This window comes from Pseudomonas sp. URMO17WK12:I11 (assembly GCF_007677725.1).
In the GTDB taxonomy this organism is placed as follows: Bacteria; Pseudomonadota; Gammaproteobacteria; order Pseudomonadales; family Pseudomonadaceae; genus Aquipseudomonas.
This window is the reverse complement of sequence record NZ_VEDF01000014.1, coordinates 1-22,997: the sequence shown is the minus strand read 5'-3', so window position 1 is coordinate 22,997 and position 22,997 is coordinate 1. Positions and strand designations below refer to the sequence as shown.

Annotated in this window: 25 protein-coding genes and 1 pseudogene; 11 read left to right on the top strand and 15 right to left on the bottom strand. The window is 61.1% G+C overall.

Annotated features, from left to right (window positions below; genetic code table 11):
- Positions 1–136: 136 nt before the first annotated feature.
- The 6 genes and pseudogenes from FS665_RS20850 to FS665_RS20825 form a co-directional block, all read left to right on the top strand.
- Positions 137–259, top strand: a pseudogene (locus FS665_RS20850) (general stress protein); the annotation flags it as partial.
- Positions 260–321: 62 nt separating this feature from the next.
- Complete coding sequence (locus tag FS665_RS23765; protein WP_145192861.1) at positions 322–519, top strand: hypothetical protein; 198 nt, start codon at positions 322–324, stop codon at positions 517–519.
- Positions 520–537: 18 nt separating this feature from the next.
- Positions 538–1,857, top strand: coding sequence for an iron-containing redox enzyme family protein (locus FS665_RS20840; protein WP_145192859.1), 1,320 nt, complete (start codon positions 538–540; stop codon positions 1,855–1,857).
- Positions 1,857–2,810 carry a class I SAM-dependent methyltransferase gene (locus FS665_RS20835; protein WP_145192857.1) on the top strand — a complete coding sequence of 318 codons (954 nt, stop codon included), beginning with the start codon at positions 1,857–1,859 and terminating at the stop codon, positions 2,808–2,810. The genes FS665_RS20840 and FS665_RS20835 overlap by 1 nt, the downstream gene beginning before the upstream one ends.
- 100 nt (positions 2,811–2,910) lie before the next feature.
- Positions 2,911–3,501, top strand: coding sequence for a nucleosidase (locus tag FS665_RS20830; RefSeq protein ID WP_145192855.1), 591 nt, complete (start codon positions 2,911–2,913; stop codon positions 3,499–3,501).
- Positions 3,502–3,603: 102 nt separating this feature from the next.
- Entirely contained in the window at positions 3,604–4,470 is an 867-nt protein-coding gene (locus FS665_RS20825; RefSeq protein ID WP_145192852.1) for a Ku protein, read from the top strand.
- A gap of 58 nt (positions 4,471–4,528) precedes the next feature.
- Here the strand turns inward: FS665_RS20825 and FS665_RS20820 are convergent, their stop codons facing one another.
- Genes FS665_RS20820 through ligD form a run of 5 tightly spaced genes read right to left on the bottom strand, consistent with a single transcriptional unit; the run spans position 4,529 to position 10,080 of the window.
- Positions 4,529–5,179, bottom strand: a complete 651-nt coding sequence (locus FS665_RS20820; RefSeq protein ID WP_145193029.1) for a glycosyltransferase family 2 protein — start codon at positions 5,177–5,179, stop codon at positions 4,529–4,531.
- Positions 5,176–5,775, bottom strand: coding sequence for a bifunctional 2-polyprenyl-6-hydroxyphenol methylase/3-demethylubiquinol 3-O-methyltransferase UbiG (locus tag FS665_RS20815; RefSeq protein ID WP_145192850.1), 600 nt, complete (start codon positions 5,773–5,775; stop codon positions 5,176–5,178). Before FS665_RS20815 ends, FS665_RS20820 begins: the two co-directional genes overlap by 4 nt.
- Positions 5,776–5,786: 11 nt before the next feature.
- The gene (locus FS665_RS20810; protein ID WP_145192848.1) at positions 5,787–6,542 is read right to left on the bottom strand and encodes a PIG-L deacetylase family protein; all 756 of its coding nucleotides are present in this window, start codon (positions 6,540–6,542) and stop codon (positions 5,787–5,789) included.
- Positions 6,539–7,582, bottom strand: a complete 1,044-nt coding sequence (locus tag FS665_RS20805; RefSeq protein ID WP_145192846.1) for an acyl-CoA dehydrogenase family protein — start codon at positions 7,580–7,582, stop codon at positions 6,539–6,541. The genes FS665_RS20810 and FS665_RS20805 overlap by 4 nt, the downstream gene beginning before the upstream one ends.
- Complete coding sequence (ligD, locus tag FS665_RS20800) at positions 7,579–10,080, bottom strand: DNA ligase D (protein ID WP_145192843.1); 2,502 nt, start codon at positions 10,078–10,080, stop codon at positions 7,579–7,581. Before ligD ends, FS665_RS20805 begins: the two co-directional genes overlap by 4 nt.
- 129 nt (positions 10,081–10,209) lie before the next feature.
- Between ligD and FS665_RS20795 the strand changes: the two genes are divergently transcribed.
- Positions 10,210–10,677 (top strand): phosphotransferase system, HPr-related protein, encoded by a 468-nt coding sequence (locus tag FS665_RS20795; protein ID WP_145192841.1) that lies wholly within the window; start codon positions 10,210–10,212, stop codon positions 10,675–10,677.
- Positions 10,674–10,904: a metallothionein gene (locus FS665_RS20790; protein ID WP_145192839.1), complete on the top strand. Its 231-nt coding sequence runs from the start codon at positions 10,674–10,676 to the stop codon at positions 10,902–10,904. The genes FS665_RS20795 and FS665_RS20790 overlap by 4 nt, the downstream gene beginning before the upstream one ends.
- 46 nt (positions 10,905–10,950) lie before the next feature.
- Here FS665_RS20790 and FS665_RS20785 read toward each other — a convergent pair whose 3' ends face one another.
- The 5 genes from FS665_RS20785 to FS665_RS20765 are packed head-to-tail and all read right to left on the bottom strand — an operon-like array spanning position 10,951 to position 15,259.
- Positions 10,951–11,379, bottom strand: a complete 429-nt coding sequence (locus FS665_RS20785; RefSeq protein ID WP_145192837.1) for a hypothetical protein — start codon at positions 11,377–11,379, stop codon at positions 10,951–10,953.
- A 34-nt stretch (positions 11,380–11,413) separates the two neighbouring features.
- Positions 11,414–12,361, bottom strand: a complete 948-nt coding sequence (locus tag FS665_RS20780; protein WP_145192835.1) for a lysylphosphatidylglycerol synthase domain-containing protein — start codon at positions 12,359–12,361, stop codon at positions 11,414–11,416.
- Positions 12,361–13,563, bottom strand: a complete 1,203-nt coding sequence (clsB, locus tag FS665_RS20775) for a cardiolipin synthase ClsB (protein WP_145192833.1) — start codon at positions 13,561–13,563, stop codon at positions 12,361–12,363. Before clsB ends, FS665_RS20780 begins: the two co-directional genes overlap by 1 nt.
- Positions 13,560–14,345: an endonuclease/exonuclease/phosphatase family protein gene (locus tag FS665_RS20770; RefSeq protein ID WP_145192831.1), complete on the bottom strand. Its 786-nt coding sequence runs from the start codon at positions 14,343–14,345 to the stop codon at positions 13,560–13,562. The genes clsB and FS665_RS20770 overlap by 4 nt, the downstream gene beginning before the upstream one ends.
- Positions 14,342–15,259 carry a DUF72 domain-containing protein gene (locus tag FS665_RS20765; protein WP_145192829.1) on the bottom strand — a complete coding sequence of 306 codons (918 nt, stop codon included), beginning with the start codon at positions 15,257–15,259 and terminating at the stop codon, positions 14,342–14,344. The genes FS665_RS20770 and FS665_RS20765 overlap by 4 nt, the downstream gene beginning before the upstream one ends.
- 219 nt (positions 15,260–15,478) lie before the next feature.
- Here FS665_RS20765 and FS665_RS20760 point away from each other — a divergent pair, with 219 nt between their 5' ends.
- Positions 15,479–16,030: an ATP-dependent Clp protease proteolytic subunit gene (locus FS665_RS20760; RefSeq protein WP_145192827.1), complete on the top strand. Its 552-nt coding sequence runs from the start codon at positions 15,479–15,481 to the stop codon at positions 16,028–16,030.
- A 40-nt stretch (positions 16,031–16,070) separates the two neighbouring features.
- On the opposite strand, the gene FS665_RS20755 is transcribed toward FS665_RS20760, so the two are convergent.
- Both FS665_RS20755 and FS665_RS20750 read right to left on the bottom strand, forming a co-directional pair.
- Positions 16,071–16,469 (bottom strand): NUDIX hydrolase, encoded by a 399-nt coding sequence (locus tag FS665_RS20755; RefSeq protein ID WP_145192825.1) that lies wholly within the window; start codon positions 16,467–16,469, stop codon positions 16,071–16,073.
- Positions 16,470–16,561: 92 nt separating this feature from the next.
- The gene (locus FS665_RS20750; RefSeq protein WP_145192823.1) at positions 16,562–20,332 is read right to left on the bottom strand and encodes a CheR family methyltransferase; all 3,771 of its coding nucleotides are present in this window, start codon (positions 20,330–20,332) and stop codon (positions 16,562–16,564) included.
- 284 nt (positions 20,333–20,616) lie between these two features.
- Here FS665_RS20750 and FS665_RS20745 point away from each other — a divergent pair, with 284 nt between their 5' ends.
- Both FS665_RS20745 and FS665_RS20740 read left to right on the top strand, forming a co-directional pair.
- Positions 20,617–20,832, top strand: coding sequence for a general stress protein (locus FS665_RS20745; RefSeq protein ID WP_145192820.1), 216 nt, complete (start codon positions 20,617–20,619; stop codon positions 20,830–20,832).
- Positions 20,833–20,991: 159 nt separating this feature from the next.
- Positions 20,992–21,261, top strand: a complete 270-nt coding sequence (locus FS665_RS20740) for a DUF6555 family protein (protein WP_145193028.1) — start codon at positions 20,992–20,994, stop codon at positions 21,259–21,261.
- A gap of 3 nt (positions 21,262–21,264) precedes the next feature.
- Here the strand turns inward: FS665_RS20740 and FS665_RS23450 are convergent, their stop codons facing one another.
- The 3 genes from FS665_RS23450 to FS665_RS20730 all read right to left on the bottom strand — a co-directional run bounded on the left by FS665_RS23450 (position 21,265) and on the right by FS665_RS20730 (position 22,819).
- Complete coding sequence (locus tag FS665_RS23450; RefSeq protein WP_178108384.1) at positions 21,265–21,435, bottom strand: hypothetical protein; 171 nt, start codon at positions 21,433–21,435, stop codon at positions 21,265–21,267.
- 166 nt (positions 21,436–21,601) lie between these two features.
- The gene (locus FS665_RS20735) at positions 21,602–21,961 is read right to left on the bottom strand and encodes a helix-turn-helix domain-containing protein (RefSeq protein WP_256675120.1); all 360 of its coding nucleotides are present in this window, start codon (positions 21,959–21,961) and stop codon (positions 21,602–21,604) included.
- 246 nt (positions 21,962–22,207) lie between these two features.
- Positions 22,208–22,819 carry a trans-aconitate 2-methyltransferase gene (locus FS665_RS20730; protein WP_145192818.1) on the bottom strand — a complete coding sequence of 204 codons (612 nt, stop codon included), beginning with the start codon at positions 22,817–22,819 and terminating at the stop codon, positions 22,208–22,210.
- Positions 22,820–22,997: the final 178 nt, after the last annotated feature.

The window sequence follows — 22,997 nt, the reverse complement described above, 5'->3', positions numbered from 1 at the left end:
AATAAACCGAATCCCTCGCTATCGCCGAACTCCGAGCTTATGTACGGCACGGCGCCGTGCACTTTCGAATCCCACATCGAGGTTAGAGACCATGGCCAACAAAGAGAACAGCCGCAGCGGCAGCCAAGGTGGTACCAAGAACCCTGGCAATTTCGCCAATGACCGCGAGAAAGCGTCCGAAGCCGGCCGCAAAGGCGGTCAGCAATCGGGTGGTGGCCGCACCAGCGGCGATTCGGGCCGCAAAGGCGGCCGTTCGTAAGTGACCTGACGCAGTGCCGGGGGAACCTGGCACTGCGATTTGACCAAACGTGGGAGGTCGATATGCCACGCGCGCTCCTGATTGCCCTCATGGGCTCCCTGATACTGCTCGGTGGCTGTTTTGACAGGGACAACAATCATCCTGGCAAGGACAGTGATCCAAGCAAACCTTCGGTCCAGATGCAGCAACACGATGATAAGCCCGCACCGCAACCGGCCCCAGATCCGGAACCGATGCCAAGGGAAAACCAGAAACCATGATTGCATGAGGAGCCTGGCATGACGGTCATGACACCCGCTTTTGCCGCAACTGCCACTTCGAACGGCTTGCTCGACCGCTACCGGGCCATGCTCGACGGCCACCAGGCCAACGCTGCCCAGTGGCTTGAAACGCAACTCTCGCGTGCTGACCAGTTACCCGATGATTTGCCCGACACGCTTGCGCAGCTTGGCCAGTGGAGCGTGCGCCACTCGGCGGACGTTGCGCGCGACTACGCGGCTTATCTGAAACAGCGCCAGCAAGGCGCTCCACGGCGTTACTTCAGCAACCGGTCGCAAGCGATCTGGTTCCTGCAGCAGGTGGCTCCGACCAAGGCGGTCGACGGCGCGTGGTTGCAAGGTACGCTCAAGCACTGGGCGGACCCCCGTTATCACGATCTGATCCGCACCTATCTTGAGGAGCTGGGCAACGGCGACCCTCGTTGTAACCATGTGCTCATCTACCAACGTCTGCTTAGCCGTCTGGGTTGCCAGGAGCCTGTGCTCAGCGATGAGCGCTATCTGCAGGGCTCGCTGCAATTGGCGCTGGGCCAGCACAGTGATCGTTTTCTGCCTGAGGTGATTGGTTACAACCTAGGCTATGAACAGCCTCCTCTGCACCTGTTGATCACCACTTATGAGCTCGCCGAGCTGGGCATCGACGGCTATTACTTTCAGCTGCACATCACCATCGACAATGCCGCCAGCGGCCATGCGCAGAAATCCATACAAGCGTTGCAGCAGCTCTGCCCGCGTGGCGAGGAAGCCGAATTCTACGCCCGCGTACGTCGCGGCTATCGCCTGAACGATCTAGGCGTCGATACACCCAGCCTGATCGCCAGTTTCAACCTTGATGAAGAACTCTTTACGGCGCTCGAGCAGAAGAGCCTGTTCGGCCAGTTCATGCACGCCGACCGTTGCCGCCTGCAAAAGCGCACCATCAACCAATGGCTGTCCGAGCCGGGGGCCATGCCCGATTTTGTGGCGGCGATGGAGCAGCAGGAATGGATCAGGCGCGGTGAAGACCCCGCTAACAGCCGCTGGTGGAAACTGATCGAAGGCCCTACCGCGCCCATGTTCGGGGTCTTCACTCCCTATGAAAAGCAGCTCTGGCACGATTGGATCGCCGCCGACTGGCAGGCGCCGGTCCGCCGTGTGCTGCCCGGCGCCTGGGAGGGTGAGCTGGCGCTGGAGGTGCCGCGGCTGCAGAGCGCTGGCGACCCAGACGTGGGGGACCTGATCGAGCGCATGCTCGGCAATCGCCACGCCACGCCGGATGGCTTGCTGGCAACCCGCAATTATCTGCTCGCAACCGGTCTCGCTCAGGAGGAGCCCCGCTGATGATGCTCGACCCGCACCAAGTCAAGGCCGATCAGGCCCTGCTGCAACTAGGTCAACGGCTGCGTGCCGACGGCTATCGGTTCACTTGTGTAACGCCGGCTACCCATGCGCGCAATAACGCACGGCCCGAGGCTCAGCGCGCCCATTCGCTGCGCGATGTGTTTGGCTGGAGCCGACCGTTCGCGCCTGCGCTGCTGTCTACAGACGAGTTACGACCGCTGCAAGCGGCCGGCCTGTTGAGCGAGGATGGCGAGCTATTGCGCAGTCAGGTGCGGTTTTCCAACCTGGACGAACTGCTGCTGGTCCACTCGGCCTATCCCACCGAAGCGAGCGATGCGGTATTTTTCGGCCCAGACAGCTATCGCTTCGCTCAGGCAATCCAAGACCATCTTCAGCATCGCCATACGCGTGTACAGCATGCTGTGGACATCGGATGCGGGAGCGGTATCGGGGCGCTGCTGATTGCCCGCGCGGCGGCGCACGCGCAGGTTACGGCGGTCGATATCAATCCGTTAGCCTTGCGTTATACCGCCGTCAATGCAGCGTTGGCTGGGGTCAGTAACCTTTCGGTCGAGCCCAGTAACCTCCTGGACGGCATCACGGGTACGTTCGATCTGATCGTGGCCAATCCGCCCTACATGCTCGATGTCGGCGAGCGCACTTATCGCCACGGTGGCGGCTCACTCGGGGCCGACTTGTCCTTGCGCATCGTCGAGCAAGCTCAACAACGCTTGGCCGCGCATGGGTCGCTGCTGCTGTACACGGGCGTTGCCATCGTCGAAGGACGCGACGCGCTGCTTGAAGCGGCACGAGAGCGCCTGGCCGGACCTCAATGGTCCTGGAGCTATCGCGAACTCGACCCGGATGTGTTCGGCGAACAACTGGACGAGCCAGGCTACGAAGAAGTCGAGCGCATCGCCGCTGTCGCCCTGACGTTGACCCGTAACGGTTGAGGCCATGGCGGCCCTCGGTAATTTGGGATGCCGCATCGACTTGCATTGAGCGGGCTTTGCCCGACAATGGCGGGTATTTCCCAGCCGTATGGATTGCCCGATGACGTTTCCTGCCGTACTTCACGATGTATCGCTCGCCGACACTCTATTCGTGTTCGCCCTCGAGGCGGAGGCGGGCGACTTTTTCACAGGGTGCAACGTGCTGTTCACCGGCATCGGCAAGGTCAACGCTGCCATCGCCTTGACCCAGGCGATTCAGCGCCAGCGTCCGCGGTTGATCGTCAACCTTGGCTCGGCAGGTAGTCAGCGTCACGCCAAGGGACAGTTAATCTGCTGCAACCGCTTCGTGCAGCGTGACATGGACGTCACGCCGTTGGGCTTTGCGCGTTATGAAACGCCGCTGGCCGATGTCCCGGTTGTGCTTGAACATGGCCTCGTTCATCCAGGACTTGCACTTGGCGTCTGTGGCAGCGGTGACAGTTTCGAGACCGGGCATGTTGAAGCGCCTTACGATGTAGTGGACATGGAGGCCTATGTGCTGGCCCTAATTGCCTGCCAGGAGCGCATACCGTTGTTGTGCCTGAAGTACATCTCCGACGACGCAGGCAGCGATGCCGCAGGCGATTGGGCGCAGCAGGTTCACCTCGCCGGGCAAGCCTTAAAGCAGGTGCTTTGCAACCCACTGCGCTGAACGCGCCGCACGGCATGTTGAAGTAAACCTTGGCGGCACCAAGGGGTCAGTTGAGTCATGGGCCCGCGACACTGCAAGCCTGTTCAACCATAGGAGCTGCTCATGGCCAGGGCTATCTGGAAGGGTGCAATCAGCTTCGGCCTGGTGCACATCCCCGTTTCACTTAATACCGCGGTGCGCACCGAGCGGGTCGACTTCGACTGGCTGGACAAGCGCAGCATGGACCCGGTGGGCTACAAGCGAATCAATAAGGTCACCGGCAAGGAAATCGACAAGGAGAACATCGTCAAGGGGGTGGAGTACGAGAAAGGTCGTTACGTGGTCATCAGCGAAGAAGAAATCCGCAAGGCCCGCCCTGATGCGACGCAGACCATCGACATATTTTCCTTCGTCGAGGCTTCGGAGATTCCTCTCCAGCATTTTGACACGCCGTACTACCTGAGCCCTGACAAGCGCGGCGGCAAGGTCTATGCGTTGCTGCGCGAAACCCTCGAGGGTACCGGCAAGGTGGCGTTGGCGACGGTGGTGCTGCACACCCGCCAGCACCTGGCGCTGATCCGGCCGCTGGATGAGGCGCTGGTGATGATCACCTTGCGCTGGCCGGAGGAAGTGCGTGGACTGGATACGCTCGAGTTGGACAAGAGCGTCACCGACACCAAGCTTGACAAGCGCGAACTGCAAATGGCCAAGCGCCTGGTAGAGGACATGAGCGGCCCCTGGGAGCCTGACGAATACCACGACGCGTTTCGCCAGACGATCATGGACCTGGTCGAAGAAAAGGCCAGCAAAGGCAAGATTGCGGTTGTGGAGAAAGGCGAAGGCGGCGCTGCAGAGAAAAGCGCCGATATCATTGACCTTACCGAACTGCTCAAGCGCAGCCTGGGTGGCAAAGCGCCGAAAAAATCGGCCGCCGAGAAGAAGCCCGCCGCCGAGAAGAAGACCACCAAGCGTCCTCGCAAAGCGTCCTGAAGGTTGGCGCAACCTGACAAGGCATCGACACGTGGTGCCTTGTCAGGCCACTGGGCCGTTAGGCGAGGCTAGCCAGGTAATCACCGAAGCCTTCTCGTGCCCGGCTGTCGATTCTGCTGCTAGTCGCGACGCTGTGCTTGGCGGTCCAAACAATGTGCGCACCGTCCGCTTCCAGATCACGCACCAATTGCACGTCTTCATGCGCCGCGAGGGGCTGAAACCCACCCACGCGCGCATAGGCGCGTGCACAAATCCCGAGGTTGGCGCCGTGAATGTGCCGGTGCCCCTCCCGGGCCTCGTAGCGGCTCAAGTAGAGCTGGCGCAATGCACCCCGTTGCCACGGCTGCCAGCGGGCAACATGCACCGTGCCGCATACCACATCTGCCGTGCAGGCGAGCTGCGATAACAGCCAATGCGCAGGCACCTGGCTATCGGCGTCGGTGCAAGCGATCCATTGTGCCCCGCGCTCGAGCATGACTTGCGCACCTATGCGCCGTGCCATGCCGACACTGCCAGCCTCTACTGCAATGGTCTCGACCCCATGACGCGCGCATACCTGGGCACTGCCGTCGACACAGCGGTCCAGCACCACCAGCACAGCCACAGCCTGGCCGGCCTGCTCGGCCAAGGCGGCCGCTGCGGCCATGGCCTTGAGACAGCGCCCCAAGCGCCGGGCTTCGTTATGGGCGGGAATCACCACGCCGATCATGAGCATGTCTCGTCGAGGTCGACCACGCTAGGCTGGCACGACCAGTACTCGAGTATGAAGTCGGCCTCATCGTGGCGGAATACCGAATAAAGCGGCAGGTGCTTGGCCAGCATCTGATGCACCTCGCGCCCATCCTGAGGGCATCCGGCAATCGGGTGCTTCCAGTGACAGGCCAGTAGCCCGCCGTCGTAAGCCAGACTGGCAACCGATTGTTCGATGACCTGCAGCCAGTCGGTTGGATCGAGATAATAGCCCACCTCGCTCAGCACGATCAGATCGAACTGGCCGCCTGGCCAATCACCCGGCAGCCGGGCCTGTTCGACCGATGCGTTACTGACCTCGGCCAAGCGTGCACGCGTCAGGGTGACAGCAGTGGGGTCCAGGTCCTGGCACAGCAGCTCGGCGCAGCGCTCGGCCAGCTGTGCGCTCAACTCGCCGTTGGCACACGCCGGCTCGAAAACCCGTTGGTAGCATTGGCGGGGCAGGCTGGCCATCACCAGGTCGCGCTTGCGCTTTTCGTACCAGCGGGTGCGAAATGCCCACGGATCTTCGGTCGTGGCATACAGGTCGGCAAAATACTGGGCATCGAGGCTCATGACTACTCCGTTCACAAGAACACCAGTTCAAAAGGTTGTAACAGGCAGTCCAGCAGCGTGGCGGGCAATACCGGGGCACGAGGACCATCAGGTTCCAGCTGGCTGACGTGGGCGGTCAGTGCCTTGCGCTTGCGCGCCAGGTTGGCCTCGTCCAGTGTCAGGCGGTGCGCACGCGGCCAGGGCAGGCGCGGGTCATCCGGCTGGGCCCAGTGCCAGGCCCACACCGGGACCTCGACCAATTGCGCCTTGCGTGCCAAGGCAGCCTGCGCCGCAGCACGGCCAACGGCCTCATGGTCACAATGGCCGTCACCCCGCCAGGTGGCCATGAGCACATCATCAGGGCGCAAGGCCTGGGTCAGGTGGTTGACCAGAAACGCTTCTTCGCGCGGCAGGCTGCCATCTTTGAGATTGAGCCGGCGCCAATCGAGGTTGTTGAGATCCAGATCCAGCTGCGTCAGCGCCTGACGGCTTTCCAGTGGGCGCTGCCTGCGCAAGCGATGCTCAGTCCAGTGGGTCGAGTCCGGGTGGCTGCCTTCGCCATCGGTGGCAGAGATGATTAGCAGTTCGTGTTCGCGGCCGCGAAATTGCGTCAACAGTCCGCCTGCCATGAGAATTTCGTCGTCCGGGTGCGGCGCGATCAGCACCAGGCGGCGGCCCGGCGGGCACAGCTGCTCAGGAGGCATCCAGCTGGCGCGGGCCAGGTGCGCAGAGTGCTGCCACGCCGACCAGGGCACGCCAGCGCTGGCTTGAATCAGATTTTCGCTCATAGCTGCCATGCTCCTGCGGGCTGCTCGGTCACCTGCTGGCCCAGCGCGGCGAGGTCTCGCTCGGCATGGCTTTGGCGCACGAATACGGGAAGGTCGGCCATGAGCCTGGCGAAGTGACTGTCGCGGCAGAACGGCGTGGCGCCCAAAGCCCGGCCGACGTGGCGAATCACCAGCTCAACGGCCTGTTCGACCTGGGCACGCACTCGGCGCACGGGCAGGCTGGCGTCCAGGTCGGGGTGCTGGTCGATCCATGTCGCGCATTCGCGCAAGGTTGTGCGCGCCGCATTCAGCGCTGTGTCGACCGTGCCCAGATGTGCCAACGCGTGAGGATCGGCGTGGGGGCGGCGACACTGGGCGCGAAGGTGCTCAGCAAGTGCCTGAGCAGCGCCGTACCAACACGCGGCGATACCAGCGCCCCCTTGCCAGAAGCCGGGGCGGGACAGGTACTGTCCAGGCCTGCCGACGGCAATGCCCGGCGCATCATTGAAGGTCAGTTCAATGCTGGCGGTGGTCGCCATGCCCACGGCTTGCCAGTTGTCGACATCCAGGCCTTGATTGGCATGCGACAGCGCGATGGCGACAAGCTGTGGCTGATCGTCGTCTGCCCAAGCGGTAATCAAGGCGTTGTCGATCTGCAGGGCACCTGAACACCACGCCTTGCTGCCGGCAAGCCATACCTTGTCGCCTTCGCGGGCAACGATACGCGCCCGAGCCGTCGGCGGCTCAGCAGCCCACACGCCCCAGATGCCGTCACCCGACAGATGCGGCGCAGCACATTCGGCCAGGATGGCCAAAGCGTCGGTGTGGCCCTCGTAAAGCTTGGCCAGCGCCAGATCACAGCCGGCCACCTTAGCCAGGAACTGCCAGCGCGCCAAGGTATCGCCCCGGCCGGGCAGTGGAAGCCGATCGAAGTGGCCGGCCTGCAGTGCGCGTATGAGCTGGGCCAGATCGGGATCTACGCTCAGTGCTTGCCGGCGCTCGGCAAAGCTTCGCAGCAGCTGCGTTAAAGCGTCCAGGTCGTGAAGGGTGTCGATGCTCATGCCAGCCCCATTTTCTTGCGCATACCCGCGGTGATGCTTTGGCGCACTTTACTCATCTCGGCCCACGGGTCGTCGGCCTCGGCCAAGCGCTCGCGGACATTGCCGATGTGCCATTGGTTGGCGCCTTTGAGCTGGGTCAGTTCCTCACGCCAGATCGGTACCGACACAGCCAGGCCTTCACGTGCGCGCAGGGAGTAGGCGCATACCGTGGTAGCGCCTTTACCGTTGCGCAGGTAGTCGATGAAGATCTTGCCCACGCGGTTTTTCGGGCCAGACACCGCACTTAGGCGATCTGGGAACAGCTTGGCCAGGTAATTGACGATCGCGTGGCTGAAGTCCTTGACCTCATCCCAGCCGGCGCGGCGCGTCAGCGGCACGACCAGATGCAGGCCTTTGCCGCCGCTGATTTTGAGGAATACCTTGAGGCCCAGCTCATCAAGCAGGGTCAGGGTCAGCTGAGTCGCCTCCAACATGGCTTTCCAGGGCAGCGCAGGATCCGGGTCCAGATCGAGCACAAAACGATCAGGCTTCTCAAAGTCTTTGTCGGTGGCGTTCCAGGTATGCATTTCCAGCATGTTCATCTGCACCGCGCCCAGCAGGGTGTCTGGCCGATTGATGACCATCGCGGCCTGGCCGGCGGTGGCCTTGTCGTACGTCAGCACATTGGCAATATGCAATTGACCGGCGTTTTTCTGAAAGAACAGCTCGCCCCCTAAGCCATCCGGTGCGCGTACCAGTGCAACCGGGCGGTCTTTGAGCTGCGGCAGGATCCACTGGCTGACATCAGCGTAGTACTCGGCGATCTGTCGCTTATCGGCACCGATGCTGGCATCGATGACGCGATCAGGATGGGTCAGGCGCAATTCGCCCAAGTCGTCCGGCACGGCGGCACGCTGGTGTTTGGGCACGGTCTTGGCGGGCATGGCACGCTCCAGGTCGATGGCGGTGGCCGGTTTGTCATCGCGCAACCCGTGAAATACCGAGTGCCGCACGACACCGTCGCGCGTCATCTGTGCATAGGCAACCTCGGCCAGCAGGTGCGGCTTGAGCCAGTGCACGCCACGGGCTTCGGCGCCGGTAGGCGGCTTTGCCAGGGCAGGCTTGTCGACCTCAAGAGGCTTGAGCCGCGCATGAATGCTGTGCAATGTGGTGGCGCTGAAGCCTGTGCCGACCTTGCCGGCGTAGCGCAGCTCGCCACTGTCATCGTCGTGCAGGGCTAGCAACAGGGCCCCGAAACCGGAGCGGCTGCCTTTGGGGTCGGTGAATCCGACGATCACGAATTCCTGGCGCTTCTTGCACTTCAGCTTGACCCAGTCGGCGCTGCGCCGGCCGACATACGGGCTATCGACGCGCTTGCCGATCAAACCTTCGAGGTCCAGCCGGCAGGCGCTGTCGAGCAGGGATTCCACGGGCTGGTCAAAATCCTCGGAGAACAGCAAGGTGTCAGACTCGCTTCGCTTGAGTAGCTGACGCAGCGCTTGGCGGCGATCCTGCAGTGGCAGTTGGCGAAGGTCGTGGCCACCGAGAAACGGCAGGTCGAACAGGTAGTAGCGAATCTGCTCGTCACGCTCGGTATCGAAAGCGTTCTGCAACGCCTGGAAGTCGGCCTTGCCGTCTTCATCGTTGACCACCATTTCGCCGTCCAGCCATGCGGAGTCGACGCCTAGGGCGCGCAGCGCCGCGACTTGACCGGGCATCTTGGCGCTCCAGTCATGGCCGTTGCGGGTGAACAGGCGTACATCATCGCCTTCGATGCGCGCCATGATCCGGTAGCCGTCGAACTTCACCTCATATCGCCAATCGCCCTCGGGTGGGGAGTCCACCAGCGTTGCCAGCTGCGGGTGCAGCTCATCCGGCAGCTGAGCTTTGACGCCGGCCTTAGTGCGCTTGCGCGGGGCTTTGGCCGGCTTGGCGGAGGCAACTGGCTGCTTGCGCTTGGGCATTAGCGTACGGTCACTGAGCACGCTGTCCGGCAACGCTTCAACGATGCTGTACTCAGCTTCGCTGCGCGCTTGCCCGTCGTTGGACTTGACTAGCATCCATTGTTCTTTCTTGCCGGCCAGGTGGGTGCGAAACAGGTTCCACACGCCGTTGAGCTTTTCCCCTTGCAGGCGAAAGCGCAGTTTTCCTTTGGCATAGCCCTGTTTGGCGTCGCCTTCTGGCTCCCATACACCGCGGTCCCAGACGATCACATCGCCGGCGCCGTAGTGGCCTTCGGGTATGTGGCCTTCGAAATCCGCGTAATCGAGGGGGTGGTCCTCAACGTGCACGGCCAGCCGACGCACCTTGGGATCGAGCGACGGCCCCTTGGGAATCGCCCAGCTCTTTAGGGTGCCATCGAGCTCCAGGCGGAAGTCGTAGTGCAGATGACTGGCATCATGCTTCTGGATGCAGAACTGCAGGGCATGGGCGCGACGGGCCTTGCCACCTGCGCCGCTGGGCTCGGGGGTGGCGTTGAAATCGCGCTTGCGCTCGTACTCCTCGAGGGACTTGGCCATCGCTGGCTCCGCATGATCCACTGTCTATGGTTGGGAGGTGGCCAATCGCCCGGTAGTTCAAAAAAACTCTGAATCATCCGTGGCTTGCCGGAGTCGATCATTGGGTAATCCCACAGACGGAGAGCCGAGATGTCTCGACCAGACGAACCGAAGCCCTATACCCCCACGGAAATCGACACCACCGAAGACCGCATGGGCAGCGTGCACGAACTTGACTTCAGCGAGCGCAACGATGAACGCCGAGGCCGAGTAGGAGACGAGCGACCGGCCCAGGAAGTCGAAGACGAATTTCCCGCCAGCCGCGTGGCCGAAAGTGGCATGACCGGCGGCGAAGCGCTGACCGAGTGCGTGCATGAAGACAATGTGACCTACGACGACCTGAGCCCGGAAACCCTGCTGGATGAAACCGGCGCGCGTGATCCCCATGAGCCAGGCGGTAACGGCGGCCCGGCTGACCTGGACCTGCGCGAGGTCGATGCCGAAGAAATCGGCGGCGGTTTTGGCCTGGATGAAGCCGAACTCGCCCGTTCAGCGCCATTGGACGGTGAACCCTGGACTGATGACGTCATCGACGAAGAAGAGGGAAAAATCCAATGAGCGAATTACGATGCGCATGTAACCATTGCAGTTGTACGATCGATGCCAATGCCGCGCAGCAGGGCACCAAAGCCTACTGCTGCGAGGCCTGCGCCAGTGGCCATCGCAACGGTGAACACTGCCGCATGCCTGACTGCGATTGCGCAGGCGCGGTGCAGCCGAACGAAACCAGCGTCGACAATGCGCTGGATGAAACTTTCCCCGCCAGCGACCCGATTTCGCCCTGAGCCGCTCGCTGGGGCCGCGCCCGTCAAGGCGCGGCCCCAGCGCGAGTCAGTGGGTTTGCCAGATCCCTTCGCTGCGCTCGCAATCACTTCGCGCCTGACCCAGACTGGGAGCATCGTAATAGTAGGTCACCACGCGTGCATCCTTGGGCAGGGCAGGCTTGGTAGAGGGCTCGGTGCGCCCCGTGGATTTTGGATTGGCCAGCGCCTCCTGCGTCAGCGGCGCGATGCAACTGCCCAGGCTGTGGCCCGGGCACTCTGCGACGTTCTGTTTCTCGGTGCTGAGCATGTCCTTGCTCTCATTGCTGCAGGACCAATTGATCGCGTCGTCCGGCATCTTGCTGTAGCTATAACAGGAGTGCCGCTCGACGGCCTTGACTGCCTCGCTGGACGAACGTGTCCTGACGTCGCAAGCTGCGGCCAGCAGATCGCCGCTGACCAGGCTGCCGAGTAACAGTGCCAAGACAGGAACACGCATCATCCACCTCCCGGGCGCCCGCCCGACTATGGCTCTAAGCAGGATTGTCGCGCTGGCGCATGGCCTTGGCCCGCTTCTCCAGTACCAGGTATGTCAGCACGGCCGCTACCAGCGGAATCAGGTAGTAAAGGGTGCGGTAGCCTAGCAGCGCGGCGACCAAGGTCCCTTGATTGACCTGGCCATGCAGCAGCGCCAGGAACACGGTTTCAAGCACACCCAGCCCGGCTGGAATGTGCGCAACCACACCGGCCACGCAACTGATCAGCAAAATGCCGAGAATCGCGGGATAGAACACGTCACTCGGAAGCAGCCAGTAGATCAACAGCGCCATCATTGCCCAGTTGCTCGCGCCCAGTGCCACCTGGCACAAGGCAAGGCGCAGCGAGGGCAGGGTGACCTCGTGCTCGCGCCAACGCCAGGTACGCTTTTTAGCCAGGCCGCAGGCCAGTAGATAACCTACCGCAATGGCCAGCAGCAGCACGCCGATCATACGCAAGCCGGTCGCCCCGACCGCCCAGTTCTCTGGGAGGTCGACAAACCCCAGCGCGAATACCGTGCCGGCCAGCGCCATGTAGCCCATCCAGTTGGTCAGCAGTGCCAGGGTGAGAATGCGGGTGATGGTCGACGTGTCCAGCCCGAGCCGGCCATACAGTCGATAGCGCAGGGCAACGCCGCCCACCCAGGTGGTGAAGTTGAGGTTGAAGGCATAGCACACGAAGGCGACCGGCAGTACCTGTCTGGCCGGCAAGTCGTGACCGGTGTAGGCCTTTGCCAGCAAGTCGTAGCTGGCGAAGATCAGGTAACTGCACATCGCCAACAGCAAGCCTATGACCAACGTACTGGGTTTGTACGCCAGTAGCGATTCCCGTACCTCGTTCCAGTCCAGATTGCGGGCCAGGAAGTACAGCAACACAGGGATCAGAATGAGGAACGCCACGGTGAATAACCGCTTGCCCCAGACCTGCCAGGATTTCTGCGCCATCAGGTATTGCCCTCGTTCAGATCGCCCTGGGGCTGAACCTCTGGCTGCAAGGAGCGCAGGCGTTGCCGGTGGGCTGGCAACCACCCTGCAATACGGGGGAACTGCCGGATGAGGTGGAAGCAGGCGAAGATCAGCGGCGCGCGCCACCAATAGCCTCGGATCATCCGCTCCAGCGTCACTGGCTTGCATTTTTCGCTGGAAAGCGAGCTGAGGTGCTCGTACAGATGTTGATTGAAGGACCGATCACGAATGAACAGGTTGGCTTCAAGGTTGAGCGACAGGCTTAGCGGATCCAGGTTACTCGACCCGACCGTGCACCATTCATCGTCGACCAGCGCGACCTTGCCATGCAGCGGGCGCTGGCAGTATTCGTGAATGCGAACGCCATCGCGCAGTAGGTAGTTATAAAGCAGGCGCGACAGGGCCCGCACCCACCACATGTCTGGCTGGCCCTGCAGAATCAGCGTCACTTCGACGCCACGGCGGGCGGCGTTGCGCAATTCGCGCAGCAGCCGATAGCCCGGGAAGAAGTAGGCGTTGGCAACGAGGATGCGGTGCTTGGCCGAACGCAGGGCCTCCAGGTACTGCACCTCGATGTCGGTGCTGTGCATGCGGTTGTCACGCTCGACCAACACAGCAGTGGTGTTGCCGGTTGGTTCGGTGACCGGGCGCAGCTCGCTAGGAGGTTCCAGCACGGGCGACATCAGCCGGCGGCTGGCGGCATGTACCTGGGCCACCACTGGGCCGGTGACCTCGACAGCGTAATCCTGTTTGGCCATGGGGCCATAGTCGCCCAAGTGATCGCCGCTGTAGTTGATGCCGCCAATGAAGGCCCGCTCGGCATCGATGACGACAATCTTGCGGTGCAGGCGACGGAACAGATTGGTGCGCATGCCGATCAACCGAGGCTGCGGATCGAACGCGTGAAAATTAACACCTGCGTCGGTCATCGCGGCGACGAAGGCGTCGGGCAGGTCGCCGGTGCCGTAGCCGTCGACTGCGACCTCGACGCGAACACCACGTTGCGCCGCCTCGATCAGCGTCTGTTGCAGTTGTTTGCCGACTTTGTCGTCCCAGATGATGAAGGTTTCCAGCAGAATCTCAGCTCGAGCCTGGCTCATCGCCTCGAATACCCGTGGATAGTATTCTTCGCCGTTGATCAGCAGCTCGACGTTATTACCGTCTACCCAGGGTCGTTTCACAGGTTGATCTCCGCTACCAGTGGTGCATGGTCCGACAGGTGTGACCAGGGATACATGGATAACACTTGCGCCTTGGTCGGCATCGCGTTACGTAGATAGATGCGGTCCAGGCGCAGCATCGGCCAGCGTGCCGGGAAGCTACGCGCCGGGCTGCCAAACCGCTCGCCGAAGGCTTCAACCAGGTGTTCGCTCAATACAGCATCAGCTCTCAAGCGCCAATCGTTGAAGTCGCCGGCAATGATCACCGGCGCGTCGCTAGGCAGGCGCTCGAGCAGTTCGAGCAGCAGCTTCACCTGGCTCTGGCGATGCGCTTCACGCAGCCCCAGATGCACGCACACCGCGTGCACCTGAGCATGCCCCGGTACCTCCAGTTGACAATGCAACAAGCCCCGCTGTTCGTTGCCTTCGACTGAAACATCAAGGTTTTCGTGGCGCGCGATCGGGAATTTGGACAAGAGCGCGTTGCCATGGTCGCCATGGGGGTAGATCGCGTTGCGGCCGTAGGCGAACTGCGGCCACATGCTGTCGGCGAGAAATTCGTATTGCGGGGTATCAGGCCAGGCTGAATGGGCGATGGCATGCTGCTTGTGGCTACCATGGACTTCTTGCAGAAACACTAGGTCAGCACCCGTGGCCCGAACTGCCTCACGCAGTTCTGGCAGGATGAAGCGGCGATTGAAGAAGGTGAAGCCTTTGTGCACGTTGATCGTCAGCACAGTGAGCTGACGAACTGCCGTTACCTTGTCGATAATCGCGTGCGGAGCGGGCTGGGTAGGGTTCACAGTGCCACCTCTGGCACTACGCCGGGCTCGGTCAGCAGGTGGAAATCCAAGTGCAGTTTCTCCAGTAATCTGCGCGCGTCATAGGGAGCATGGACCTTCTGGTCGTTATCGAAGTAGCAATACACGTCCCGCGACTTGCGACGGCGCGGGGCGGCATCGAGGATCAGCTTGGCATCCTCGACCTGTCCGCCAGTGCTCCAGGCCTGGATTCGTCGTTTCCAGTGGCGCAGGGCGCGGGCGGTGTAGCCGCTGCTGTAGAGTTCGACATCGCCGTGCAGCCGCATGTAGACGAAATCAGCGGTGACATCTTCGTACTGCGGCCACTTGCCGGCACTGTCGGCCACCACCAAGGCAACGTTGTGCTTGCGCAGCAACTTGATGAAGTCTTCGCAGATAAAGCTTTCGTGGCGTATCTCCACGGCATGGCGCAGCTTGGCGTTGCCTTTGATCGCTATACCGCCGTTGCCCTGCAGGCGTTCGGCGCAGTGCCGGGCACAGTCGCGCGCGCTTTTGCGATCCCTGGGCAAGCGCTCGAAAAATTCAGCGAAGCGCGCCTGATCGAATTTCATGTTCGGTGGGAACTGCCACAGAAACGGGCCGAGCTTGTCGCCGAGCAACAGCGGTCCGGAGGCGAAGAAGTTGGCAATCGCTTCGTCGATCTCCTTGAGCCTGCGCACGTGGGTGATATAGCGCGGCCCCTTGACCGAGAAGACGAAGTCGTCCGGCGTCTCGTCTCGCCAGCTCACGTAGCGCTCAGGGGTTTGCAGGCTGTAGAACGAGCCATTGATCTCGATGCTGTTGACCGCGCGCGAGGCGAAGGCCAACTCGCTGTCCTGGCGTAGCCCTTTGGGGTAGAAGTCCTTGCGCCAGGGGCCATAGCGCCATCCGGATATACCGATGCGGATATCGCTCACGCTGCTGTCCTCATCACCTTGGTCCTCTGTCCTTCACTCTGAATAAACGACAGGCAGGAAGGGGTCAGGGTTCAGCGCAATCCACCTAAGCGACAGCAGTCTGGATGAGTTGAACTTTAGGTGCTGCGGCTTTTCCACCGCATAGCAAAGCCGGGCTGCAGTGACCCCGTCGCAGCGCCCTGGATTCCTGGAACGGACCTGCCAATTCTGGAGGCACGCATGGCCAGACACATCATCCATTTCACCGGGCCGATCAACTCCTCGACCTGCGGCAACCTCATCGCCACCTGCTCCAAGGTCGTGCAACAAGGGGCAGAAATCCTGCAGCTCAACATCGCCACCATGGGCGGGGAGTGCAGCTACGGCTTCACGCTGTATAACTTTCTGCGCGCCCTGCCGGTACCCGTGCACACCCACAACTTGGGCACCGTGGAATCGATGGGCAATATCCTGTTCCTGGCGGGTGAGCACCGAACGGCCTGTGCCCACAGCAAATTCCTGTTTCATCCCTTCCACTGGACATTGCATGGGTCGGTGGACCATTCGCGCATGGCCGAGTACGCCATGAGCCTGGATTACGATTTGCGCCTGTACGCGCAGATCGTCGCCGAGCGCACGGAAGGAAGCGATGAGGTGCTCGACATCCCCCGTTACCTGATGGCATATCCGCGTATCCTCGGCCCCCGCGAAGCGCTGGCAAGCGGAATGATTCATGCCATTGACGAGATGGCCATCGAGACAGGTGTGTGCCAGTGGAGCGTGCATGCTTGATTCACGCAGCCTTGGCGCCTGATCAGCGCCAAGGGCGGGGCTAACGCAGGGAAGAGGCGATGCTCTTGTCGCACGCCAGCAAAGATTCGATCAACGTCTTCATCTCTTGTTTGAGTGACGACACGTTGTCGATATGGGCGAAGCGCAGCGCATCTATTTCGTGCAGAGGGACAGGTTGGGGCGGCTCGGCGAATTCGGCTTCGAAGACGAAGTGCATACGCTCCGGCGTTTCATGCCGCATGAGCAGGGTCAGGCTCTGCGCCTCGAGGCCTGTTTCTTCAAGTAACTCGCGGCGCGCTGCTTCAACGGGGCTTTCGCCGGGTTCGATCTTGCCGCCCGGCAATGTCCACGGCGCATCCGGTTTACGTACCCACAGCCACCTGTCCGGCTTCTTGCCGTGATGGCAGATGATCGAGGCGCGTGGTTTGACCAACTTCATGCAGTCTCCCGATAATTCCAGTTCCTATTGAAGCTTAGTCTGCCGGGCTGCCTGAAAAGTTGAGTCGAAGCTGCAATTATCGTTAGCGGTGGTCAATAGCGCTCGGAACCAATCAGTGTCTCGATTGCCTCGATCAGGTCATCGTAGCCTACCGGCTTGTTCAAATGCCGGTCGAAACCAGCCTGGCGCGAGCGATGTTGGTCGACACTGGCGCCGTAGCCCGTCAGTGCGATGGCGGGGGTGTGCTGCAGATGCGGTAAAGCGCGCAGTACTTTGATCAACTCATTGCCGTCCATTTCGGGCATGCCGATATCGGAGAGGATCACATCGAATGACTGATCGGCACAGGCTGACAACGCCTGACGCGGGTCGCTGAAGGCCGATACCTGCGCGCTTTCCATTTGCAGCAACTCCTGCATCACGCTCAGTACCTGGGGTGAATCATCGACCAGCAGTACATGCAGCCCCTGCAGGCGTCCTTCATCTGGCAATGCGGGAGCGTGCACGGCTTGCAGCGAACCGACGTTGGACAGCGGCAATATCACGGTAAAGGTACAGCCCTGGCCCAACCCGTCCGAATGCGCGGTCACCGTTCCACCGTGAGCCTCGACCAACTGGCGCACCAGCGACAGGCCGATGCCGAGTCCGTCGCGGGCATGGGGTTGATGGGGCATAGCCTGGGCGAACAGATCGAAGATGTGCAGCAGGCTGCTCGGTTCGAGCCCCTGGCCCTGGTCGATCACCTGCAGGCGAACTGTGCCGGCATCATGGCTGAGCACCAAACGAATCAAGGTGCCCGCCGGACTGAATTTCAGCGCGTTGTTGAGCAAATTCCAAATGATCTGCTCCAGGCGGGTACTGTCGCCGTCGATGAGCAGCACCTGATCGTCGAGCGGAAGTTCGAGATGGACCGTGCAAGGTGGATTATTGCTCAGCACCACGGCGTGAACGCTACGCAGAATCGCTGCAAGGTCGACTGGCTCGATCTTCAACTTGAGCTTGCCGGTGCGGATGCGGGCCACATCGAGCAGGTCATCGATGATCCTGGCCTGACTCACCACCGCATCACGAATCGCGCCCACGGCTTTGTTGGCAGCAGGTAGGGTCGTCACCGCAGGCAGCCTGCGCAGGATTTCGGCATTGAGTTGAATGAGATTGAGCGGATGCTTCAATTCGTGTGACATCACCGCGAAGAACTCATCCTTCATATGGCTGGAGCTGCGCGATTCAGCCAGCTGTTGGCTCAGGCGTTCTTCGCCCAGCCGCACGCGTTCTTCGGCCGCGTGGTTCTTGCTGATGTCGATGAAGGTCAACACGGTGCCATCGATTTTGCGTTCACTTGAACGGTAGGGCAGCAGTCGGGCCAGATACCAATGGTCGTCCTGGGCGCCAATTTCGCGTTCGATGATGGTTTCACCCTGAGCCACGGCGCGGGCGTCGTCGGCCATTGCCGGGTAGTCGAGGCGGTGGGTGATGTCCAGCAGCGAACGGCCGGTATCGACCGGCAACATGTTGAACAGGTCAGTGGCCCGAGGCGTGAACCAGCGGATATGCAGGTTGCGGTCAACGAATACCGTGGCGATGTCGGTGGAGGCGATCAGGTTGCTCAGATAGTCGTTGACCTTGTCGGTTTCTTCGACCTTATTCTTGAGCTCGTAGTTGACCGTGAGCAGCTCCTCGTTGATCGACTGCAGCTCCTCCTTGCTGGTTTCCAATTCTTCGCTGGCCGAGCGGAGCTCTTCGTTGACCGCCTGCATTTCCTCGTTGGAGGCAGTCAGCTCCTCACTGGAGATCTCCGACTGTTCGATGATTTCCTGCAGTTGCAGCCGCGTGCGCTGGAGCTCGCGTTCAAGGTTCTGCAGCACCATGCTGTCGGTTTGCCGAATGACCCCTGGGATTGGCAGCGTGGTATCCGGCGTACGGGCGTCGAAGACGACCAGCAGGCACTCGCCGGTAGTCTGTTCGTCCTTGAAGGGCTGCACGGTAATTTCCACCTGCTGGTACTGCTCGCCCTCGCCGAAGTCGACCGGCCGCGAGGTCACCGCTTCGGTGCCCTGGCGGGCCTGGAACAGCGTAGTGCGCAATGCCAGGCGCAGGCTGGGCAGTACCAGGTTGATCAGATTGCGGCTCGGCTCGCCGCCTGCCAGTGTGAGGTAGTGGCCGATCCCCTCGCTCATGTGCAAGATATTGCCGTCACCGTCGATGATCAGGCTCGGCGGTGTGCGCCGTGCCAGCGCACGGTGATGCATCTCGGCATAGGACGGCTTGCGACTGGGCTTGGCCTGGGCTTGTCGGTGCTGGGTCACGCTGGCAACGCTGGCCCCGGGCAATTGCCGCCCGGAGCCGCGCCCGACCGGACTGACGTCGCGCGCACGGTAGATACGGTTGCGCTTGTCCACCGGCACGAACAGTTCGCTGGCAACATCCGCGGATTCCGATGAGCCCAGGAACAGGAACCCACCACTGCGCAGCGCGAAGTGGAACATCTGCAGGATTTCACGCTGTACTTCGCGGTCCAGGTAGATCAGCAGGTTGCGGCAGACCACCAGGTCGATTTGCGAGAACGGCGGGTCGGCGAGCAGATTGTGGCGGGCGAACAAGACCTTCTCGCGGATTTCCTTGCGGATCCGGTAGTGCTGGTCTTCCTTGACGAAAAACTGGCGTAAACGGCTGGGCGGCACATCGGTGACGATGGCTTCCGTGTACATGCCGGTGCGCGCCACACTGATCGCGCGCTGATCAAGATCGGTGGCGAAGACTTGAACTTTGGCCGAACGCTGTTCCACTGCCAACTGCTCGGATAGCAGCATGGCCAAGCTGTAAGCTTCTTCTCCGCTCGAACAGCCTGCCGACCAGGCGCGAATTTCACTGCCATCTTCAATACTTGCGACCAACTGCGGCAGTACGTGACGTTCCAGCCCTTCGAAGGCTTCGCGGTCGCGGAAAAAATTGGTCACCCCGATCAGCAGATCGTCCAGCAAAGCAGGGGCTTCGTCGTCGTGTTGTTCCAGGTAACGCAGGTAACCGGTTAGATCAGTCTGACCGGTGACGTGCAAGCGGCGCTCGATGCGTCGCAATACGGTCGCGCGCTTGTAATGCTGGAAATCGTGGCCGGTCGCGCTGCGCAACTGCAGCAGAATCTCTTCAAGCTGCGGCTCTGCGGCTAGCGGGTCGCCTGCGCGGCTGCCCAAGGGCGGCGGCAAGGATTCGTCCTCGATCTCGGGCAGTTTCACATGGCGGGCGGTACGCCAAAGTTCGAGCAACCGTTGCGGCATCTCGGCGGCGGGCAGTACCACGTCGACCATGCCCGTTTCAATTGCTGCCCGTGGCATGCTGTCGTACTGAGCGTCGTCCGGTGTTTGTACCAGCGTCACGCCGCCCTGTTCCTTGATGCGCGACAAGCCCACTGCGCCGTCGGCGCCGGTGCCGGACAACACCACGCAAAAAGCATGGTCCTTGTGCACCTCGGCGAGGTCGCGGAAAAACAGGTCGATCGCGACATGGTCGCCACGGCGGCGGTTGGCCGGCGTCACGCGCAAGTAGCCGTCATTGGTGGATAAACGGTTGGCCGGGGATATCACGTACACGTGGTTGCGCTCAATCGGCACCGGCTCGGTCACCTGACGTACCGGCATCTGGGTCGATTCCTGAATGATACGATCGGCCACGCTTTGATGGTCTGGCGAGAGATGCAGCACCACCACGAAGGCCATGCCACAGTCGCTGGGCATCTGCTGGAAGAACGTGCGAATAGCTTCGAGGCCACCGGCAGAGGCGCCGATGCCCACCACCGGAAAGTCCAGGTGGCTCGGCGTCAACGCCGGGTCGTGTGGCGAAGCGGGCTGCTTGGAGGATGAAGTCATGGAAATGCCTTTTGCACACCTGATGAACGCCCCTCGAAGCATCGCCGGGCACTGGATGGCGCATTATAGGCAGGCCGCAGGCTCTGCTGCGAGGGCCAGCGCCAGGTGAACCAAAATTCCGTGCAGGCAACTCCCATGGCACAAGTATTTGCATGGCGGGTGTTTGGCGCCACCGGTCGGCGCCAGGTAAATGGATTGAGCATCCGCGTGCGCTGGTGGCTCGGAAACTATGCATGACAATGTTTCATGCGCCCCACCCATCTGCATCGCAATGGAGAAACGACATGGCTGGTGATCAACAACGGACCGGGCAACGTGGCGGCACCAAGGAAACCAATCCAGGCAATTTTGCCAATGACCGTGAACGGGCTTCACGCGCTGGTCATAAAGGTGGCCAGGCGTCGGGCGGCAATTTCGCCAATGACAGGCAACGGGCATCCGAAGCAGGCCGCAAGGGTGGTCAGAACAGCCATGGAGGAGGGCGCCAGCAACAGCAGTAGCGGTTTTTCCACGGCCCGCCAGCGTTTCTGGCGGGCCAGTTGGGTATCGTCAGCGCACATTCAGCCATTCATTCGAATTGTTCGACAATTTTATTGAATCTTTGCGCAGTCGCGTCACTCAATCTTCAAGTCATCCATGGAGAAGAGGAGGGCTGCGTGATGCCTAGTCCCCAGCTGTACATTATCGATTACCTGCTGCATGGCCAGCCGCGTAGTTTCATCATTCGCCTGGAGAAAATCGATAACGCAGAAGCCTGGCACTGGGCGAGTTGTGATGCAGGTATTGGCATCATTCCCAAGTTCGGCCGGGAGAAAATCAGAAAGGTGAGCAGGCCCATGGCTGAGCGCTACGGTATAACCGCGGTAAGTTGGCGATTATCCGGCAGCAAACCCAGCCAGACCGTCACTGATTCAACGCTGACAAGCTGACACTCAAGCGCCGGATTCCGGGTCGCTGGCAGGCACCCCAGGGCGATTTTCATCATCATCCGCTACATTCGGGTCGGCGTCCGGGTCGTCGGCCCTGTCATTGCGTTGGTCCCGATCAAGCTCAGGCCAGTCATCCTGCACGCTGCCGCCACCCATTTGCAGTTGTCTATTCATCTCAGCGTCCTCAGCTTCGTGAAAAAAGGCCCACCCTGAGGTGGGCCAGGTACAGGAGTGTGAGTGGCCATGCCGTTGACCTCTCACTGTGTCTGAGTACCGGCACTGTGAGCATGATCCATTGCGAGCACTGCGACACCGACCAGCGGTATCAGGTGAAGGGCAGTTATCCATGAGGCGGGGGCAGCTGCCCGACCTGATCGATTTGACGGCGCTGAGCTAGCAGGGTCACTGGCTCAGAGGCGCGTCCATCAGCCCCGAGACATTCTATTTCCCTCAGTAGCTCCTCGATGAGCCGTGCTGCAGTTTTACCTGTCTGCTCCTGGAGGGTGAGGGTCAGCAGCGTCAGGGGACTTAGATCCAGCCTCTGGCTGACCTGTTCAAGCTTGTCCAGCGTGATACTCGCGCGAGCGCCCTCGAGTTTGGAAAGGAACGTGCGACTGGTATCGCCGAAATCGCGCTGGGAAATATTGCGCACGCCGCGCAAGGTGCGCAGGACCACGGCAAAAGGGGCTTTCAGCGACATAGTGGGCTCCTGGGGGAACGGAGGTGCTTGACGAGCGCAGGCCGCCTGGCAGAACCAGACAGAGACTAAAATGCTTTTGATACTGTTAATTTATACAGCTTATGCCGCAATTGCGGGCGTGAGAACATTTGTACTCTTTCGGAAGATGGCTTGGCGACGGACGGGGCAGATGCGGATTAGAAGAAGCATTCTAATAACTCAACTAAATGAATATTTAGCATAGTTATTACTTAAATGCATATAAGGCTAGGGTAGGCGCCGCCCGAGCCAGACGGTATGACCGCCACAGTCCGCGTCTTCTACGACATGTTCCAGCAGTTCGAATCCATGGTCATGCAGTTGCGCAGCGTATTCTCGGGGATCCAGGCTCGCGTGATACAACGTCTCGCCCTGGAATGTGCCCAAGGCCTCGCCATACGAGGGACCACTTGTGAACATCAGCAACGCATTCGGCGAAGCATGGCGGCGGAAAATCGGGAACATCTGGCGTTGATCATCGGGCTTGAGGTGGAAAAAGCTGTCCCAAGCCAGAATCGCGTCGAACTGGCGATTGAGCGCTAGCGTGCGCATGTCTGCGTGAATCCATTCCTGCGCAGGAAATTGCCCGCTGCACAATGCGATCATCTGCCTAGATGAATCCACACCCACGACAGACGCGCCGGTTTCGATCAGATAACGCGCGACCGGTTGGCCAGAGCCGCAGCCCAGATCAAGCACATTTGCCGACGGCGCGAGCAGCGAAGCGAGGCGCTCGATCCATTTGCTATCGATGAAGTGATTGGCGCGTAGTTTGTTCCAGATGGACGCGTGGCGATCATAGAGATCGACGATCTGGTCGGCGGATGGATGGTGGGACATGACCGGGGACGTCCTTGGTTGGATTGGCAGTGGAACGTCTTGGTGAGCTCCAGAGCTTGAAATGTACCCTGGGTGGGTATCGTGTGGGAAATACGAATGTGCGCATAATGTGACGCACGTTATGTTAGCGAAGCCGGCCGCCAGGCCGAATCAGTCACCGGGAGAATGGCGCAGCCCG

Coding starts and splice junctions, on each gene's coding strand:
- FS665_RS23765 (WP_145192861.1), top strand. CDS start 322: ATGCCACGCGCGCTCCTGATTGCCCTCATGGGCTCCCTGATACTGCTC.
- FS665_RS20840 (WP_145192859.1), top strand. CDS start 538: ATGACGGTCATGACACCCGCTTTTGCCGCAACTGCCACTTCGAACGGC.
- FS665_RS20835 (WP_145192857.1), top strand. CDS start 1,857: ATGATGCTCGACCCGCACCAAGTCAAGGCCGATCAGGCCCTGCTGCAA.
- FS665_RS20830 (WP_145192855.1), top strand. CDS start 2,911: ATGACGTTTCCTGCCGTACTTCACGATGTATCGCTCGCCGACACTCTA.
- FS665_RS20825 (WP_145192852.1), top strand. CDS start 3,604: ATGGCCAGGGCTATCTGGAAGGGTGCAATCAGCTTCGGCCTGGTGCAC.
- FS665_RS20820 (WP_145193029.1), bottom strand. CDS start 5,179: ATGATCGGCGTGGTGATTCCCGCCCATAACGAAGCCCGGCGCTTGGGG.
- FS665_RS20815 (WP_145192850.1), bottom strand. CDS start 5,775: ATGAGCCTCGATGCCCAGTATTTTGCCGACCTGTATGCCACGACCGAA.
- FS665_RS20810 (WP_145192848.1), bottom strand. CDS start 6,542: ATGAGCGAAAATCTGATTCAAGCCAGCGCTGGCGTGCCCTGGTCGGCG.
- FS665_RS20805 (WP_145192846.1), bottom strand. CDS start 7,582: ATGAGCATCGACACCCTTCACGACCTGGACGCTTTAACGCAGCTGCTG.
- ligD (WP_145192843.1), bottom strand. CDS start 10,080: ATGGCCAAGTCCCTCGAGGAGTACGAGCGCAAGCGCGATTTCAACGCC.
- FS665_RS20795 (WP_145192841.1), top strand. CDS start 10,210: ATGTCTCGACCAGACGAACCGAAGCCCTATACCCCCACGGAAATCGAC.
- FS665_RS20790 (WP_145192839.1), top strand. CDS start 10,674: ATGAGCGAATTACGATGCGCATGTAACCATTGCAGTTGTACGATCGAT.
- FS665_RS20785 (WP_145192837.1), bottom strand. CDS start 11,379: ATGCGTGTTCCTGTCTTGGCACTGTTACTCGGCAGCCTGGTCAGCGGC.
- FS665_RS20780 (WP_145192835.1), bottom strand. CDS start 12,361: ATGGCGCAGAAATCCTGGCAGGTCTGGGGCAAGCGGTTATTCACCGTG.
- FS665_RS20760 (WP_145192827.1), top strand. CDS start 15,479: ATGGCCAGACACATCATCCATTTCACCGGGCCGATCAACTCCTCGACC.
- FS665_RS20755 (WP_145192825.1), bottom strand. CDS start 16,469: ATGAAGTTGGTCAAACCACGCGCCTCGATCATCTGCCATCACGGCAAG.
- FS665_RS20750 (WP_145192823.1), bottom strand. CDS start 20,332: ATGACTTCATCCTCCAAGCAGCCCGCTTCGCCACACGACCCGGCGTTG.
- FS665_RS20745 (WP_145192820.1), top strand. CDS start 20,617: ATGGCTGGTGATCAACAACGGACCGGGCAACGTGGCGGCACCAAGGAA.
- FS665_RS20740 (WP_145193028.1), top strand. CDS start 20,992: ATGCCTAGTCCCCAGCTGTACATTATCGATTACCTGCTGCATGGCCAG.
- FS665_RS23450 (WP_178108384.1), bottom strand. CDS start 21,435: ATGAATAGACAACTGCAAATGGGTGGCGGCAGCGTGCAGGATGACTGG.
- FS665_RS20735 (WP_256675120.1), bottom strand. CDS start 21,961: ATGTCGCTGAAAGCCCCTTTTGCCGTGGTCCTGCGCACCTTGCGCGGC.
- FS665_RS20730 (WP_145192818.1), bottom strand. CDS start 22,819: ATGTCCCACCATCCATCCGCCGACCAGATCGTCGATCTCTATGATCGC.